At 68.0% G+C, this 15,954-nt stretch carries 15 protein-coding genes and 1 tRNA gene; 9 read left to right on the forward strand and 7 right to left on the reverse strand.

Annotation, left to right across the window (positions count from 1 at the left end; translation table 11 throughout):
• Positions 1-149: 149 nt before the first annotated feature.
• The gene (locus tag AVKW3434_RS08290) at positions 150-824 is read right to left on the reverse strand and encodes a CBS domain-containing protein (protein WP_284405547.1); all 675 of its coding nucleotides are present in this window, start codon (positions 822-824) and stop codon (positions 150-152) included.
• Between the two features lie 287 nt (positions 825-1,111).
• On the opposite strand from AVKW3434_RS08290, the gene AVKW3434_RS08295 reads away from it, so the two are divergent.
• Positions 1,112-2,056 carry a threonine/serine dehydratase gene (locus AVKW3434_RS08295; protein ID WP_284393553.1) on the forward strand — a complete coding sequence of 315 codons (945 nt, stop codon included), beginning with the start codon at positions 1,112-1,114 and terminating at the stop codon, positions 2,054-2,056.
• Between the two features lie 30 nt (positions 2,057-2,086).
• On the opposite strand, the gene AVKW3434_RS08300 is transcribed toward AVKW3434_RS08295, so the two are convergent.
• Positions 2,087-2,515, reverse strand: coding sequence for a VOC family protein (locus AVKW3434_RS08300; protein ID WP_284405457.1), 429 nt, complete (start codon positions 2,513-2,515; stop codon positions 2,087-2,089).
• A gap of 88 nt (positions 2,516-2,603) precedes the next feature.
• Between AVKW3434_RS08300 and serS the strand changes: the two genes are divergently transcribed.
• The 6 genes from serS to AVKW3434_RS08330 all read left to right on the forward strand — a co-directional run bounded on the left by serS (position 2,604) and on the right by AVKW3434_RS08330 (position 8,054).
• The gene (gene serS / locus AVKW3434_RS08305; protein ID WP_284405458.1) at positions 2,604-3,914 is read left to right on the forward strand and encodes a serine--tRNA ligase; all 1,311 of its coding nucleotides are present in this window, start codon (positions 2,604-2,606) and stop codon (positions 3,912-3,914) included.
• Positions 3,915-3,971: 57 nt separating this feature from the next.
• The gene (locus AVKW3434_RS08310; RefSeq protein WP_284405459.1) at positions 3,972-4,532 is read left to right on the forward strand and encodes a class I SAM-dependent methyltransferase; all 561 of its coding nucleotides are present in this window, start codon (positions 3,972-3,974) and stop codon (positions 4,530-4,532) included.
• 122 nt (positions 4,533-4,654) lie between these two features.
• On the forward strand, positions 4,655-5,167 hold the full coding sequence (locus AVKW3434_RS08315) for a DUF1993 domain-containing protein (protein WP_284405548.1): 513 nt from the start codon (positions 4,655-4,657) through the stop codon (positions 5,165-5,167).
• 50 nt (positions 5,168-5,217) lie between these two features.
• Positions 5,218-5,307: transfer RNA gene (locus AVKW3434_RS08320), tRNA-Ser, on the forward strand.
• Positions 5,308-5,746: 439 nt separating this feature from the next.
• Entirely contained in the window at positions 5,747-7,177 is a 1,431-nt protein-coding gene (locus tag AVKW3434_RS08325; RefSeq protein ID WP_284405460.1) for a flavin-containing monooxygenase, read from the forward strand.
• Entirely contained in the window at positions 7,170-8,054 is an 885-nt protein-coding gene (locus AVKW3434_RS08330) for an SDR family NAD(P)-dependent oxidoreductase (RefSeq protein ID WP_284405461.1), read from the forward strand. The genes AVKW3434_RS08325 and AVKW3434_RS08330 overlap by 8 nt, the downstream gene beginning before the upstream one ends.
• On the opposite strand, the gene AVKW3434_RS08335 is transcribed toward AVKW3434_RS08330, so the two are convergent.
• From AVKW3434_RS08335 to AVKW3434_RS08345, 3 genes are all read right to left on the reverse strand, one after another.
• A complete protein-coding gene (locus AVKW3434_RS08335; protein WP_284405462.1) occupies positions 8,055-8,624 on the reverse strand; it encodes an RNA 2'-phosphotransferase in 570 nt (189 codons plus the stop codon). It abuts the gene before it with no gap.
• A 38-nt stretch (positions 8,625-8,662) separates the two neighbouring features.
• Positions 8,663-9,967 (reverse strand): tryptophan--tRNA ligase, encoded by a 1,305-nt coding sequence (locus AVKW3434_RS08340; RefSeq protein WP_284405463.1) that lies wholly within the window; start codon positions 9,965-9,967, stop codon positions 8,663-8,665.
• Between the two features lie 86 nt (positions 9,968-10,053).
• Complete coding sequence (locus AVKW3434_RS08345) at positions 10,054-10,722, reverse strand: site-2 protease family protein (RefSeq protein ID WP_272565547.1); 669 nt, start codon at positions 10,720-10,722, stop codon at positions 10,054-10,056.
• 184 nt (positions 10,723-10,906) lie between these two features.
• On the opposite strand from AVKW3434_RS08345, the gene AVKW3434_RS08350 reads away from it, so the two are divergent.
• Complete coding sequence (locus AVKW3434_RS08350; RefSeq protein ID WP_284405464.1) at positions 10,907-12,172, forward strand: methyl-accepting chemotaxis protein; 1,266 nt, start codon at positions 10,907-10,909, stop codon at positions 12,170-12,172.
• Positions 12,173-12,224: 52 nt separating this feature from the next.
• On the opposite strand, the gene AVKW3434_RS08355 is transcribed toward AVKW3434_RS08350, so the two are convergent.
• Positions 12,225-12,860 (reverse strand): L-threonylcarbamoyladenylate synthase, encoded by a 636-nt coding sequence (locus AVKW3434_RS08355; RefSeq protein WP_272565544.1) that lies wholly within the window; start codon positions 12,858-12,860, stop codon positions 12,225-12,227.
• A 10-nt stretch (positions 12,861-12,870) separates the two neighbouring features.
• Positions 12,871-13,734: a 3',5'-nucleoside bisphosphate phosphatase gene (locus AVKW3434_RS08360; RefSeq protein WP_284405465.1), complete on the reverse strand. Its 864-nt coding sequence runs from the start codon at positions 13,732-13,734 to the stop codon at positions 12,871-12,873.
• Positions 13,735-13,918: 184 nt separating this feature from the next.
• Here AVKW3434_RS08360 and AVKW3434_RS08365 point away from each other — a divergent pair, with 184 nt between their 5' ends.
• Positions 13,919-15,793, forward strand: coding sequence for a methyl-accepting chemotaxis protein (locus AVKW3434_RS08365; protein ID WP_284405466.1), 1,875 nt, complete (start codon positions 13,919-13,921; stop codon positions 15,791-15,793).
• Positions 15,794-15,954 lie beyond the last annotated feature (161 nt).

The following is a 15,954-nucleotide window of genomic DNA, read 5'->3' on the forward strand; positions in this document are numbered from 1 at the left end:
AGCGATTCGCCCAGTGAGGGCGCGGCCCGTGGCGTCAGCTGCGTGCTGCCTCGATTCACCAAGAACCCGCGCGGCTGCAAGGCCCCGCGGGTTTTTTCATGCGCGGTGGCGGTGCTGCGCCGCGGCAGCGGGCGGTGCCGCGGGCCGCTTCAGCTCCAGAGGTCCAGGGGCGGGTCGGCCGCGACGGCGCGAAGGATGTCGGTGCGCGAGATGAAGCCGGTCATGGTGCCGGCCTCGTCGGTCACCGGCAGGCCGGGCAGGCCGGTGTCGAGCAGCACGCCCGCCACGCGGCGCAGTTCGGTGTCGGCGGCCACGGTGGGCACCGGGCTCACCATGATCTCGGAGACGGGCCGGCGCGCCAGGTCGATGGCCGCCTTCACGCTGCCGGGCTCGGGCAGTAGATCGAGCGGCGCCATGTCGGCGCGCAGCAGCAGCCCGACCACGTGGCCCGCGGCGTCGACCACGGGCGCCTGGGCGATGCGGTGCTCCGCCAGCGTGGCCCAGGCGTCGTTCACGCGGATGTCGGGCGGCACGGTGAGGGCGCCCACGGTCATCACGTCTTGCACGCGAGACAGCGGCTGGCGGGGCACCTGCGGGCCCTGCTCGGTCTGCGCGTAGGCGCTCACGGCCTCCTGCGCGCGCAGGTTCACCGGGCCGGGGTCGGGGGCCGGCGAGGGAACGGGGGGGAACGGATCCGCCTCGGGGTCGGCGGAGCGGGTGCGCAGTGCCTGGGGCCGCTGCACCCGCCGCACGGGCGCCACCTGCGCCAGTTGCTCCGGCCCGCCGCGGTACATCTGGCCCGAAGGCCCGAACACATAGAACATCGCCATCTCCTGCCATGCCGCTGCACCGGCGTGCACACCGCCGTGCACGCCGCGATCGGCGGTCCATGGTATCGGCAGAAGCAGGGGCCGCAGAAAGCCGGGGCATGGCGGGGGAGGGCGACGGGCTCCGATGGCCTCACGTGGCGGGTGCGTGGCTGGTGAGTGGTTGGTGCGTGGTGCGCTGCATACACTCGACGGTTTCGTGTGCCGCAAGCCCGTTGCCCGTCGTTCTTCGTGCGGGGCCGTGCGGGCACGGTCTTTCTTTTCGATTCGCCAAAGGCCCCCTCATGATCGATCGCTCCGCCATCTCCACTGCACACCAGCGCCTGGCCGCACAGGCCGGCTTTCTTCGTACCACCCCGCTGCTGCAGTTGAGCGGCAGCGCGCTGGGCGTGGACTGCGCGCAGGTGTGGCTCAAGCTGGAGCATTTGCAGGTGGGCGGCAGCTTCAAGGCCCGGGGCATGCTGTACCGCATGCTGGCCAACCCTGTGCCCGAGAGCGGCGTGATCATCGCCTCGGGCGGTAACGCGGGCATTGCCACGGCGGCCGCGGCGCGCGCGCTGGGCGTGCGCTGCGAGGTGTTCGTGCCCGAGATTTCGCCGGAGGCCAAGCGCGCCCGGCTGCGGGCCCTGGGCGCCGAAGTGGTGGTGACCGGCGCCGCGTACTCCGAAGCGCTGCAGGCCTGCCTGGCGCGCCAGCAGGCCACCGGCGCGCTGCTCAACCATGCGTACGACCAGCCCGAAGTCGTGGCCGGTGCCGGCACGCTGGCGCTGGAGATGGAAAGCCAGGCGGGCGGCCGATTGCCCGACAGCGTGCTGGTGAGCGTGGGTGGCGGCGGGCTGATCGCCGGCGTGGCCGCGTGGTGCGACAGCCGCGCGCACGTGGTGGCGCTGGAGCCCGAGCGCGCGCCCACGCTGCACAGCGCCCGCGCGGCGGGCCGGCCGGTGGATGTGGAGGTGGGTGGCGTGGCCGCCGATTCGTTGGGCGCCCGCCGCATCGGCGACATCGCCTGGGAGGTGTCGCAGCGCCATGTGCATGCCGCGCTGCTGCTGCCCGACGAAGCCATCCGCAGCGCGCAGCAATGGCTGTGGCGGGAGTTGAAGCTGGCGGTCGAGCCGGCGGCGGCGCTGGGCCTGGCCGCGCTGCAAAGCGGCGCCTACCGCCCGCGCGCCGACGAGACGGTCGGCCTGATCCTGTGCGGGGCCAATTTCGATCCCGCCACGCTGGCCTGAGCGGCGCCGTGCTGGGGCGCGCCTTGGCCTTCAGGCGGGCGGCTGCGCCCCGTCGCAGTTGACCATCCAGCCCACGCCGAACTTGTCCACCAGCGTGCCGAAGTGCGCGCCCCAGAACGTGACGGTGAAGGGCATGCCCACGTGCCCGCCCACGGCCAGGCTGTGGAAGATGCGCTCGCCGCGTTCGGCGCTGCCGGGGCAGTTGACCGACATCGAAAAGCCCGCGTGGCCCGCGAACGGCTGGCCCGGCATGCGGTCGCTGGCCATGAACCGGTGGCCGCCGGGCACTTCCAGGGTGGCATGCATGATCTTGTTGCGCCAGTGCGCGGGAAGCTGCTTTTCCAGCGGCGAGCCCTCGTAGCGGTGCACGGCGGTGAGGCGCCCTTCCAGGCACTGGGCGTAGAAATCCAGCGCTTGCTCGCAGTTGCCGTCGAAGAAAAGGTACGGTTCGATGTGCATGGAGTCCTCCCTGGGGCAGTGCGGTCCATCCTAAAACGGAAACTCCGGCACGCCAACCCGGTAAGACGCCCTACTAAAATCGCGGCCTATGCTAGACATCCTCCTTCTTCGAAAAGACCTCGACTCCGCCATCGCCCGGCTGGAGACCCGCAAAAAACCCCAGGCCTTCCTGGATGTCGAGGCCTTTCAGTCCCTGGAGTCCGAGCGCAAGACCTTGCAGACCCGCACCGAGGAACTGCAGGCGCGCCGCAACACGCTGTCCAAGCAGATCGGCCAGCTCAAGGCCAAGGGCGAGAACGCTGATGCGGTCATGGCCGAAGTGGGCTCGCTCAAGTCGGAACTCGAAACCTCGGCCGCCCGGCTGGAGCAGTTGCAGGGCGAACTGCACGCACTGCTGCTGGCCGTGCCCAACCTGCCGCACGAGAGCGTGCCCGTGGGTGCGGACGAAGCCGGCAACGTCGAAGTGCGCCGCTGGGGCACGCCGCGCGCCTTCGACTTCGCGGCCAAGGACCATGTGGACGTGGGCACGCCGCTGGGGCTGGACTTCGACATGGGCGTCAAGCTGTCGGGCTCGCGCTTCACCGTGATGAAGGGCCCCATCGCCCGGCTGCACCGTGCGCTGTCGCAGTTCATGCTCGACGTGCAGACCCAGGAGCACGGCTACACCGAGTGCTATGTGCCCTATGCCGTCAATGCCGATTCGCTGCGCGGCACCGGGCAGTTGCCGAAATTCGAGGGCGACCTCTTCGCGGCCAAGAAGGGCGGCCAGGACGGCGAGCCCGTGCCCGACCATGCGGCCCTGTACCTCATTCCCACCAGCGAAGTGCCGCTGACCAACTTCGTGCGCGACGTGGTCGTGCCCGAGTCGGACCTGCCCATTCGGCTCACGGCGCACACGCCATGTTTTCGCTCCGAGGCCGGTAGCTACGGCCGCGACACGCGCGGCATGATCCGCCAGCACCAGTTCGACAAGGTCGAAATGGTGCAGATCGTGCACCCCGACAAGAGCTATGAAGCCCTGGAAGCCATGACGGGCCACGCCGAAGCCGTGCTGCAGAAGCTGGGGCTGCCTTACCGCGTGATGAGCCTGTGCACGGGCGACATGGGCTTCAGCGCCGCCAAGACCTACGACCTGGAAGTGTGGCTGCCTGCGCAGAACACCTACCGCGAGATCAGCTCGGTGAGCAACTGCGAGGCGTTCCAGTCCCGCCGCCTGCAAGCCCGCTTCAAGAACGCGCAAGGCAAGAACGAGCTGCTGCACACGCTCAATGGCTCGGGCCTGGCCGTAGGCCGAACCCTGGTGGCGGTGCTGGAGAACTACCAGCAGGCCGATGGCAGCGTGGAGATTCCGCCAGCGTTGCGCCCCTACCTGGGCGGGCTCGCTTCCCTGGCCGCATAGGCCGCGGGCCCGGGCCGCGCAGAATGGCTTTTTTTACGATGTATAGGTAATCAGGCCATGAAGCTCAACGTCGGCTGCGGTCGCAATACCCTCGCAGGGTGGCTGAACCTGGACAGCCAGGCGTTGCCCGGCGTGGACATCGTCGCGGACCTGGACGCCTGCGCGGCCACGCCCTTGCCGCTGGCGGACGGGAGTGTGGAAGAGTTTCTGCTGTCGCATGTCCTGGAGCACATCCCGAAGGTGCTGCCCATGATGCAGGAACTGCACCGCGTGGCCCGGCACGACGCGCGCATGGTCATCCGCGTGCCCCATGGCGCCAGCGACGATGCCTTCGAAGACCCGACTCACGTGCGCCAGTTGTTCCACGGGTCCTTCGGGTATTTCTCCCAGCCCTACTACTGGCGCGCGGATTACGGATACCGCGGCGACTGGATCACCGACTGCGTCGAGCTGACCGTGGCGCAGCGGCTCCGCGGATTGACCCATGAACAGATCTGGGAATGCATCCAGAGCCAGCGCAACGTGGTGGTCGAGATGGTGGCCCATCTGCGCGCGGTGAAACCGGCTCGCATGCCGTTGCGCGATTTGCAGAACGTGCCGCAGATCGTCCTGGTCTGAAGCACCATCGGACTGGGTCTTTCAGGGGTTTTCCCGCTCCGATCGTGCAGCAGCAGCCCATTGCTGGTGTACTTGCGATCCGCCGCCGTTCTGCCGGCCCTCTTTTCAAGGATCGACCCGCGATGACCTCTTTCATGTACAGCGCCAGCGTGCCCGTTTTCAAGCAGATGCTCGGCTCGCTGGGGGATGTAGTCTCCAAGACCGAAGCCCACGCGACCGCACGCAAGATCGACCCGGACGCTTTGCTGCAGGCCCGGCTGTTTCCCGACATGTTTCCGCTGGCGCGGCAGGTGCTGGTCGCGTGCGACTTCGCCAAGGGCATTGCCGCCAGGCTGGCCGGCGTGGAGGTGCCATCGCTGCCCGATGCAGAACGGCCGGGTTTCGCTGACCTGCGCACCCGGATCGACACCGTGCTGGCGTTCATCGAAGGCCTGCCCACCGAGGCTTTCGACGAGGCCGCTGCCCGCCAGATCATTCTGCAGCCCGGCACGCCGCGCGAAAAGCAGTTTGCTGGCCAGCATTACCTGCTGCACTACGGCCTGCCGCAGTTTTTCTTCCACGTGAATGCCACGTACGCGATTGCACGGCACAACGGGGTGGAACTGGGCAAACGCGATTACATGGGGAAGTATTGAGTCGGTCGGGAGGCTGAAACTTCCTGCTAGAATCCCGGCTTCGACACACAGGAGAGGTGGCAGAGTGGTCGAATGTACCTGACTCGAAATCAGGCGTAGTGGCAACACTACCGTGGGTTCGAATCCCACCCTCTCCGCCATAAATAAGCCTAAGTAGTTGATCTACTTAGGCTTTTTTTCGCGCTCGCAGGTTGCTCAAACACTTGGCACCCGCTCGAAGGCCACCGGAAGAGTCTGCGCTGTCCTGGGGTGCTCATGTCCCTGGTCGATCCACGCGGCTCTGTGACCTGCAAAAACATTGGCAACGCTATCGTTGTTTGGGCGGAGCGGCGCGACCGTTGCAATGACCATCGAAGAGGCACTCGGCGGTTCCTTGACAAGGATGTCCTCCAGCGACATGACCTGCATCGACTCCACTGCTCGGCAGCTCTCCAGCCAACTTGCGCCCTGACAAGGGATTCCCCCGAGAAGGCATGGCCGATACGGCCCCCCTCCTGGCCGGATCCGCCCCACGTGCCCTGACTCCTTCTTCCTAAAGTGGCTCCTGCCATCCAGGTATCCAAAGAAGGAATTGAGCGCATGACGAATCTCTCGCAATCGAAGCTGGCCGACCGTTCGGCCGCTGTGTGTGTCATCGGTGCGGGCCCCGGCGGGCTGAGCGCTGCGCGGGCCCTGAAGATGCAGGGGCTGGACTATGACCAGTTCGAACGCCACAGCGACCTGGGCGGCCTGTGGGATACGACGAATCCCGGCTCGCCCGTCTATGCGTCGACCCATTTCATTTCATCGCGCGATCTGTCGGGTTTCATCGGCTATCCCATGCCGCGCGACTACCCCGACTATCCGTCGCACCGGCAGATCCTGGCCTACCTGCGCAGCTTTGCCGATGCGTTCGGCCTGCGAGAAAAAATCCAGTTCAACACCGGCGTGCAACGCATACGGAAAGACAGCGCTTCGCGCTGGGTGGTGGAGTTGGCGGACGGCACGCACCGACTCTACGGTGCCGTGGTCTGTGCCACCGGGGTGAACTGGGACCCCAGCATGCCGAGCTTCGAGGGCGCCTTCCAGGGCGAGGTGCGCCATGCGGCGACCTTCAAGCACGGGGACGAGTTCCGGGGGCGGCGTGTGCTGGTCGTGGGGGCGGGCAATTCGGGCGCCGATATCGCGTGCGAAGCGGCCGCGCATGCCCAGCGTGCCTTCATCAGCGTGCGCCGCGGCTACCACTTCATCCCCAAGCATCTGATGGGCGTGCCCGTCGACCAGATCGCGGAGGCGGGGCCGCATCTGCCGATGTGGCTGGCCCGCCCGCTCTTCAGTGGCCTGCTGAGGCTCATTCAGGGCGATCTCACGCGCCTGGGTCTGCCGAAGCCCGACCACCGCCTTTTCGAGAGCCATCCGCTTCTCAATTCGCAGTTGCTGCACCACCTGCAGCACGGAAACATCGCCATCAAGCCCGACATCGCACGGCTGGATGGCGGGCACGTGGTGTTCAAGGACGGCTCCCGGGAAGAGATCGACCTGGTGCTCTGCGCGACTGGCTACCGGTGGAGCTGTTCCTACGCCACCGAGTTCTTCACCTGGACGGCAGGGCGGCCGCAGATCTACCTGTCGATGTTCAACCGCAGCCACCGCAACCTTTTCGGCATCGGCTATCTGGAAACCAACTCCAGTGCCTACAAGCTGTTCGACACGCAGGCGCACATGATCGCCTGCTACCTGAAGGCGCAGCGGACGGCACCGGAGAGCGCACAACGGTTCGACGATGCCATCCGCAAGGACGAGCCCGATCTGTCGGGCGGTATCCGATTCGTTCAGTCGCCCCGGCATGCCGTCTATATCGACGCGCATGCCTTCAAGGCCTATCTGCGCAAGTTGCGCAGGCGCATGGGCTGGGGAGAACTCAGCGAGACCATGTACGACGCTCTCAGGGTCAAGGCCAGCCCCGTGCGCCACAGCGGCCGCAACGGGCTCGCCGCTGCGCCGCAGCCGGGCGAGGTAGCGCATGGCTGAGCGCAAGCCTTTCGCCGGCGGGGTTGCCTTGGTGACCGGCGGCGCCGGTGGATTGGGGCGGGCGATCAGCGCGCGGCTGATCCAGCGAGGCATGCACTGCCTGCTGGTCGATATCGACCCGCAGGCGCTGGACCGGGCCGTTCAGGCGCTGGGTCCGCTGGCCATGGCGCACGTTGCCGATCTGACCGACCCGACGGCCCGGCAGCTTCTGGTGCAACAGGTGCAGGCCCGGTGGGGCCGGCTGGACCTGCTGGTGAACAACGCGGGCATGGTGGGCACGACCCCGTTCGAGCAGCGCGGCCAGGATTCCATCCGCAACGAGCTGGAGTTGAACCTGATGGCGCCGCTGCTGCTCACCCACAGCCTGCTGCCGTTGCTCCAGTGCACGGGCAACGGCCGGGTGGTGAGCATCGTGTCGCTCGGCGGCATGTTTCCGTTGCCGGAGTCCACCGTGTATTCCGCAAGCAAGTTCGGGCTGCGTGGCGCCATGCTGTGCCTGGGGCTGGACGGCGCGCGGCTCGGGGTGCGGTTTTCCATCGTGAACCCTTCGGCCACCGAGACCCCGATGCTGATGCGCGAAGCGATCCACGGGGGCAACAAGCTGCAGTTCATGGACCCGCCCCAGATGCCCGACGAGGTGGCGCTGCAGGTGATGCGCTGCCTGGACCAGCCTTGCCTGGAGCGCTTCGTGCGGCCTGCCGAGTCCTGGACGGTGCGGCTGGCGATGTTGCTCCCCAATTGCCTGGTGCGGGCGCTGCCCCTGTTCCAGCGCAGGGCCGAGCAGGGCCACCAGCGGTACCTGGATTCGCTGGTCGCGCGTGGGCTCGTGCGCCAGGAGGAGGGCGTGTGGGTATGCGTTGCCGATGCCCGCCGCTGATCAGCGTTGGCCGCGGTTTGCCGGCGCGAAGTCAATGAAGTCGACCGGCACATTCGCCGTGAGCCAGACACCATTGTCTGCTTGATAGAACCGGTGCCCTTGGCCGTGCATGGTGGCTGCTGCGATGGACAGCACCACGGGTTGCCCGTATCGCTGCCCCACGCTGGTCGAGGTCTGCGCATCCTCTGAAAGATGCACATGGTGCCGCGAACCCGGCAGCAATCCTTGCTGGCGGATCGACTCCAGAAACCGGGTCGCAGTGCCGTGGTACAGAACAGCGGGCGGCGTCTTTTCCTCCATGCGGATCGACACGGTAGGGGTGGAGTGCCCTTGCACCGCCCGGATGCTGGAGCCATCTTCCGAAATCGAAAACCGCTTTTTGTCGCTGGTGATGACGACCTGCTCGATCAATGCACGGTCCAGCGCGCGACCGTGCAGGGCCGCCGCCGCGATCAATGCGTCGATGGAGGCCCAGCCCTCGCGATCCAGGGTCAGCCCGATGGATTGGGGCTCATGGCGCAGAACGTAGCTGAGAAACTTGCTGGTTTCGGCGAGTGGCTTGGTGCTCATGGAAAACGCTTGGGCTGCTTATCCGGCCTGGCGGCGCGTCACTCCGCCGCTGCGGCGATCAATGCCTGCAGGGCCTCGTCCACTTCGCGGTCCTCGACCCCCTGCTGCGGCACCAAGCAGGCTGTCAGCGCCTGCAGTGCTCCCGCTTCCTTCTGCAGCCGTGCAATGGCCTGCCCCGCATCGCGCGGCGCATCGAAGCCAGTGCTTTGCAGCAGCACCCGGCCATCCGCGGCGACCAGCTTGAAGTAGAACTTGCCGTCCGCCTCCCGGTACTGCTTGAACGACGGCAGCGCCGCCTTGGCGGGCTTGGCCTGTGCCGGCGCCGCCACTGCGGCGGTGCGCAGGCTGCGCAGCCCCACGGCACCGCGCAGGTCGCGCATGAACGGCGTGGCGATGGCCCGTGCGCGTTCGGCGCCGGCCAGCAGGGTGTCCTCGATCTGCGAGGGGTCGGCCATCAGCGCTTCGTAGCGCGCGCGCATGGGGGCGATGACCTGGTCCACGCGTTCGAACAGCACCTGCTTGGCGTCGCCCCAGGCGATGCCTTCGGCGTATTGCCGGCGCAGCGCGGCGGTTTCCGCCTCGGTGGCGAAGGCCTGGTAGATCTGGAACAGGGCCGAGCCCTCGGTGTCCTTGGGTTCGCCGGGTGCGCGCGAGTCGGTCAGGATGCCGCCGATGAGCTTGCGCAGTTGTTCGCGCGACGAGAACAGCGGGATGGTGTTGTCGTAGCTCTTGCTCATCTTGCGGCCGTCGAGGCCCGGCAGGGTGGCCACGTGCTCGTCGATGGCGGCCTCGGGCAGCACGAAGCGCTCGCCGTATAGGTGGTTGAAGCTGGCCGCCATGTCGCGCGCCATCTCGATGTGCTGCACCTGGTCGCGGCCCACGGGCACCTTGTGGGCCTTGAACAGCAGAATGTCGGCGCCCATGAGCACGGGGTACATGAACAGGCCGGCGGTCACCCCGTCATCGGCCTCGCGGCCGGCCGCGGTGTTCTTGTCCTGCGACGCCTTGTAGGCATGGGCACGGTTGAGCACGCCCTTGCCGGTCACGCAGCTCAGCAGCCAGTTGAGTTCGGGGATTTCCGGAATGTCGGACTGGCGGTAGAAGGTGACGTGCTCGGGGTTCAGCCCGGCGGCGAGCCAGCTGGCCGCGATCTCCAGCGTGGACCGCTGGATGCGCAACGGGTCCTCGCATTTGATGAGCGCGTGGTAGTCGGCCAGAAAGTAAAAGCTCTGCACGCCGGGCTGCAGGCTGGCCGCGACGGAGGGGCGGATGGACCCGACGAAGTTGCCCAGGTGCGGCGTGCCCGTGGTGGTGATGCCGGTGAGAAAGCGCGTGGTGGTCATGAAAGCAAGATCCGCAGAAAAACAAAGGACAAGAGAACCGCAGCCGCGGGCCCGTCGGCACCGCAGCGTTCAGGTGCGGGCGCCGATCAGCGCAGCATCGCCATCAGGGGCGTCAGCAGCAGGTTGATGGCCGAGTAGCCCAGCGACATGAGCGGGCGCAGCCAGACCGCACCCACCACGCCGGCCACGACCAGGGCCAGCACGATGAAGAAGCCGTAGGGCTCGATGCGCGACACCATTTGCGCCTGCTTCCAGGGCAGCAGGCCGACCAGGATGCGCCCACCGTCCAGCGGCGGCAGCGGAAACAGGTTGAAGGCCCACATGACGAGGTTGACCAGCATGCCGGCGCGCGCCATCTCCAGGAAAAAGCGCTCCTGCACGCCGAAGCCGACCAACGCGATGAGGAACACCGCCCACAGGATGGCCTGGAAGAAATTGGAGGCCGGCCCCGCCAGTGCGACCCAGATCATGTCGCGCTTGGGGTTGCGCAGGTTGCCGAAATTCACCGGCACCGGCTTGGCGTAGCCGAAGAGAAATGCCCCCGACGTGGCGAAGTACAGCAGCAGCGGCATGAGGATGGTGCCGACCGGGTCGATGTGCTTGAGCGGGTTGAGCGTGATGCGGCCCATCATGAACGCGGTCTGGTCGCCGAAGTGGCGCGCGGCGTAGCCGTGGGCGGCTTCGTGCACCGTGATCGCGAAGAGCACCGGCAGTGCATAGATGAGAACGGTTTGGATGAGGTTGGAGAAGTCCACGGGGCGATTGTCTCAGACGCCGGCATGGGGCCTTTCCTGCGGCATAAGCGCAACTACGGAGGGCGCCCGGCGCGATCGTTGATAGCATGGCACGGCATGTTGCAAAACGTAGCCTGTGCACACTGCCGGGCGCCGGTCGCTGCCTGCGATAACGACATACAACAGGCATAGGAGACAGTCGATCATGGGCTTGGACAGGCTGAAGATTGGTACGCGGCTGGTGCTGGCGTTCGGGGCGCTCGCGGCGCTGATGGCGCTGCTGGTGGTCGTGGGGCTCACCGACATCGGGCGGGCGCAGGCGTCGCACCGCGCGGCGTTGCAACTGGCGGGCGGCCTGGCCGACGCGCAGCGAATGCCGCTGGTGCAGGCCGTTCAGGCGGCGCAAGGGCAACTGGACGACGTGCGGGTATGGCTGCTGGTGCTGGGCGGGCTGGTTTTCGCGGTGGCCATTGCCGCGTTCTTGCTGCTGCGCCAGGGCATCGTGAGCCCTCTGGCCCAGGCCATCGTCATCGCCGAAACCGTGGCGGCGGGCGACCTGAGCAAGGAGTTCAGCTCCGACCTGCAAGGCGATTTCGGGCGGCTGCTCGGGGCGCTGGGCACGATGGAAGACACCTTGACCGAGCTGGTCTCGCGCATCAAGCAGTCCACCGATGCGATCACGCTGTGCGCGGGTGACATCGATTCGGGCAATTCCGATCTGTCGCGCCGCACGCAGGAGCAGGTGTCCTCCCTGACCGAGACGGCCGCGAGCATGGCGCAGCTCACCTCCACCGTGCGCCAGAACGCCGACCGGGCGCGCTCCGCCAGCGGGCTGGCCGTGGCCGCCTCCGCCACGGCCGAGCGCGGCGGCGCGGTGGTGGGCGAGGTGGTGCAGACCATGCAGGCCATCAGCGGCAGCTCGCACAAGATCGTGGACATCATCCAGGTGATCGAGGGCATCGCCTTCCAGACCAACATCCTGGCGCTCAACGCCGCCGTGGAAGCCGCCCGCGCGGGCGAGCAGGGCCGGGGCTTCGCCGTGGTGGCCTCCGAGGTGCGCAGCCTGGCCCAGCGCAGCGCCGTGGCGGCGCGCGAGATCCGCACGCTGATCCAGGAGTCCGTGCAGCAGGTGCAGAACGGCACCGGCCTGGTCGGCCAGGCGGGCAAGACGATGCAGGAGATCGTGCACGACGTGGGGCAGGTCACTGCCCTGCTGGGTGAGATTTCGCACGCCCTGCACGAGCAGAGCGACGGCATCGCCCATGTGAACCAGGCGGTCGCGCACATGGATGGCGCCACGCAGCAGAATGCGGCGATGGTGGAGGCGGCGGCGCGGGCCGCGTCGGTGCTGTCGGAACGCGCGAACGACCTGCAGCGTGCCGTGGGCGCGTTCAAGCTGGACGATGACGAGGCACCCGCCCTGGGCTCGCCTGGCCATCACGGCCCGTCCAATCTGCGCCTGCCGGGCTGAGGGCAGGGGCGGCGCGTCGGAGCGCGTCAGTGCCGCGTCAGCGCTGCATCCATCAGAGGCCCAGCGCCTGCAGGCTGCCGCGGCCCTCGCGCACCACCCGCGGTTCGCCGCCGTCGTACATGTCGGTCAGGTCCACCACGGTGGTGGGTTCCAGCGGGCAGGCGCCCGCATCGACGACGGCGTCGATCTGGTGCTCGTAGCGCTCGCGGATCTCGCGCGGGTCGTTCAACGGCAGGGTTTCGCCCGGCGCGATGAAGGTGGTGGCCAGAAGCGGCGCGCCGTGCAGTTCCAGCAGCAGTTGCAGGCCCTTGCGGTCCGGCACGCGCAGGCCGATGGTCTTGCGCTGCGGATGGCTCACGCGGCGGGGCACTTCCTTGGTGGCGTCCAGGATGAAGGTGTAGGGCCCGGGCGTCGCCAGCTTGAGCAGGCGGTACTGCCGGTTGTCTACGCGGGCGTAGTTGGCCAGCTCCGACAGGTCGCGGCACAGCAGGGTGAGGTGGTGCTTTTCGTCCACCTGCCGGATGCGGCGCAGGCGGTCCACGGCCGCCTTGTCGTCCAGCTGGCACACCAGGGCGTAGCTGGAGTCGGTGGGCACGGCCAGCACTGCGCCTTGCTTGAGCAGCGCGGCGCCCTGCTTGAGCAGCCGGGGTTGCGGGTTGTCAGGGTGGACTTCGAAATACTGGGCCAAGGGAAGGTCCTCAGGCGGCGGTGTGGATGCGGTCTGCCAACAGGTCCCACACGGGAGTCAATGCGCCGGGCAGCGAGGGCAGGGCGCCCAGGTCGGTGTGCGATTCGTCCGGGCTGTGGAAGTCGCTGCCGCGCGATGCGGCGAGCTTGAATTCGGTGGCCATGGCGGCATACACCCCGTATTCGGGCACGGAATGGCTGCCGGTCACCACCTCCACCCCACGGCCGCCATGCTGGATGAATTCGGTGAAGAGCGCGTACTCGGCATTCGCGCTGAACTTGTAGCGGGCCGGATGGGCGATGACGGCCATGCCGCCGGCCTCGCAGATCCAGCGCACCGCATCGCCGAGCGCGGCCCAGCGGTGCGGCACGTAGCCGGGCTTGCCTTCGGTGAGGTATTTGCGGAACACCTCGGAGGTGTCGCGGCACACGCCGGTTTCCACCAGAAAGCGCGCGAAATGGGTGCGGGAGATGAGCTCCGGATTGCCCACATAGCGCAGGGCGCCCTCGTAGGCACCGCGGATGCCCGCCTGGGCCAGCTGGCGGGACATTTCCATCGCGCGCTCGCCGCGCCCCCCACGGGTGGCGGCCAGGCCCTGGCTGAGCTGCCGGTCGTCCGGATCGAACCCCAGGCCGACGATGTGCACCGTGGTGTCGGCGAAGGTGACCGAGATCTCCACACCAGTGAGGTAGGGCAGGCCGTGCGATGCGGCGGCGGCCATGGCGCGGTGCTGGCCACCGATCTCGTCGTGGTCCGTCAGGGCCCACAGCTGCACGCCGTTGGCATGCGCCCGGGCGGCCAGTTCCTCGGGCGTGAGCGTGCCGTCGGAAACCACGGAGTGGCAGTGCAGGTCGGCGTTGAGAAGGATGGACACGGATCGATTCTAGGGCGCTGGCCCTCCCGTGTGTCGCAATCTCGCACCAGGTATGGAAAACCCGGCTGACGCCCATCGGCGCAACCACTGAAAATGTAAGCAAAAGTGCACGGCGGTAACGCTCCACGCGTTGCATCGTCTGCCGTGCGCTTTTTTGCGCTTCTTCACCTTCGCCCATTTCCCGATGAACTTCCAGAACCTTTCCGTTGGCCGCAAGCTGTGGCTCATCATCCTCGGCCTCATGGGCAGCATGCTGTTGCTGGTCTATGCCCTCGTGAACTACACGGCCCGCGTGGATGCCGAAACCACCGCCCTGGTCCAGGCCAACGAGGACCGCATCTCGCTGGCCTTGCGCTGGAAGGGCATGACGCAGCTGGCCGTGGAGCGCGTGGTGGTGAGCGCGGTCACCACCGACGAGGTGCTGAGCACCCGCATGAAGGCGCTGGTCAAGAACGACATCGCCGCCATCACCGAGATCCAGAAGAAGATCATCGCGCAGGCCGTGGCGCCCGAGGAAAAGGCCCAGCTCGAACGCGTCTCCGCCGAGCGCACCGCCGTGCTCAAGATCACCGCCCAGGCCCAGGAAGGCCGTGGGGACATCGACGCCACCCGCAAGCTCGTGGACGACACTTTGCTGCCTGCCGTCGCCAAATACATCCAGACCCAGGAGACCTTCGTCGAGCAGCAGGAGGGCCAGCGCGAAGCGGCCAAGGCCGAGGGCCGGCGCCAGCGGGAAAAGGCGCACTGGATCGGCGCGGCGATTGCTGCCCTGGTGATGTTGCTGGGCGTGTTCCTGGCGTACCTCACGGTGCATTCGATCACCCAGCCGCTGGACCGCGCCGTGGGCCTGGCCGACGCCATCGCCGAGGGCGATCTGACCGTCGACGTGCAGGACGCGCGCAAGGATGAGCTGGGCCACCTGCTTCGCTCGCTGTCCGCCATGGCGGCGCGCCTGCGCGGGGTGGTGGCCGAGGTGCGCTCGGGCGTGGAGTCGGTGTCCTCCGCCTCCACCGAGATCGCCACCGGCAACCAGGACCTGTCCGCCCGCACCGAACAGACCGCCGCCAACCTCGAGGAGACGGCGGCCAGCATGGAAGAGCTGACCGCCACCGTCACCCAGTCCGCCGACACCGCGCGCCAGGCCAACCAGCTCGCGTCCACGGCGGCGCAGGTGGCCGGGCGGGGCGGCGAAGTGGTGGGCCAGGTGGTGACCAGCATGCAGCAGATCACCGACAGCTCGCGCAAGATCAGCGACATCATCGGCGTGATCGACGGCATCGCCTTCCAGACCAACATCCTGGCGCTGAACGCTGCCGTGGAGGCTGCCCGGGCCGGCGAGCAGGGCCGGGGCTTCGCGGTGGTGGCGTCGGAGGTGCGCAGCCTGGCGCAGCGCTCGGCCGAGGCGGCCAAGGAGATCAAGCTGCTCATCGACACCTCCGTGCGCAACGTGGAGTCGGGCTCGCAGCAGGTGGCGCAGGCCGGCCAGACCATGGAGGAGATCGTCGGCAGCGTGCAGCGCGTGTCCGACCTGATCGGCGAGATCACCGCGTCGTCCACCGAGCAGCGCGACGGCATCGCCCAGGTCAACCAGGCCGTGAGCAACCTGGACCAGATGACCCAGCAGAACGCCGCGCTGGTGGAGCAGTCCAGCGCCGCCGCCACGGCGATGCGCGACCAGGCGCAGCGGCTGTCGCAGGTGGTGTCGGTGTTCAACGTGGGGGCGGTGGCCGTGGCGAGGGCGCCGATCCCGGCCCCCGCACGGCCTGCCGCGCCGCGCCCGGCGCCTGCCGTTGCGCTGAACCGCTCGGCCGCAGCGCCGGCACGCGTCCCGGCAGCCGCTGCTCCGGCAGCGCTCGCCGCGCCGGTTCCCCGCGCTGGCGCGGCGGCGCCCGCCAAACCTGCCAAACCCGCTGCGGCGGCCGCGCCCCGGGCGCCTTCGGCCAAGGCACCCGCCGCAGCACCCGCAGCCGCGCCCCGCGCCGCCAGCGCCGCCGCAACGCCGCGCCCGGCCGCGGCGCGGTCGGCGTCCGGCTCCGAGGACGACTGGGAAACGTTCTGAAAAACCGGGACGCCGGGAGCGGGCCAAGCCAAGCGCAGGCCCCGGCGCCCGGCACCTGGGCGCTCAACGCGGCAGGGGCTGTTTGCTATGAAATCAGTAGCTAATCAGGCAATCAATCCGCCGGCGTGAGGCCTGTTTCCCCATGAATGGGCCCCGGCAGC

Source organism: Acidovorax sp. SUPP3434, from assembly GCF_030159015.1.
GTDB lineage: Bacteria > Pseudomonadota > Gammaproteobacteria > Burkholderiales > Burkholderiaceae_C > Paracidovorax.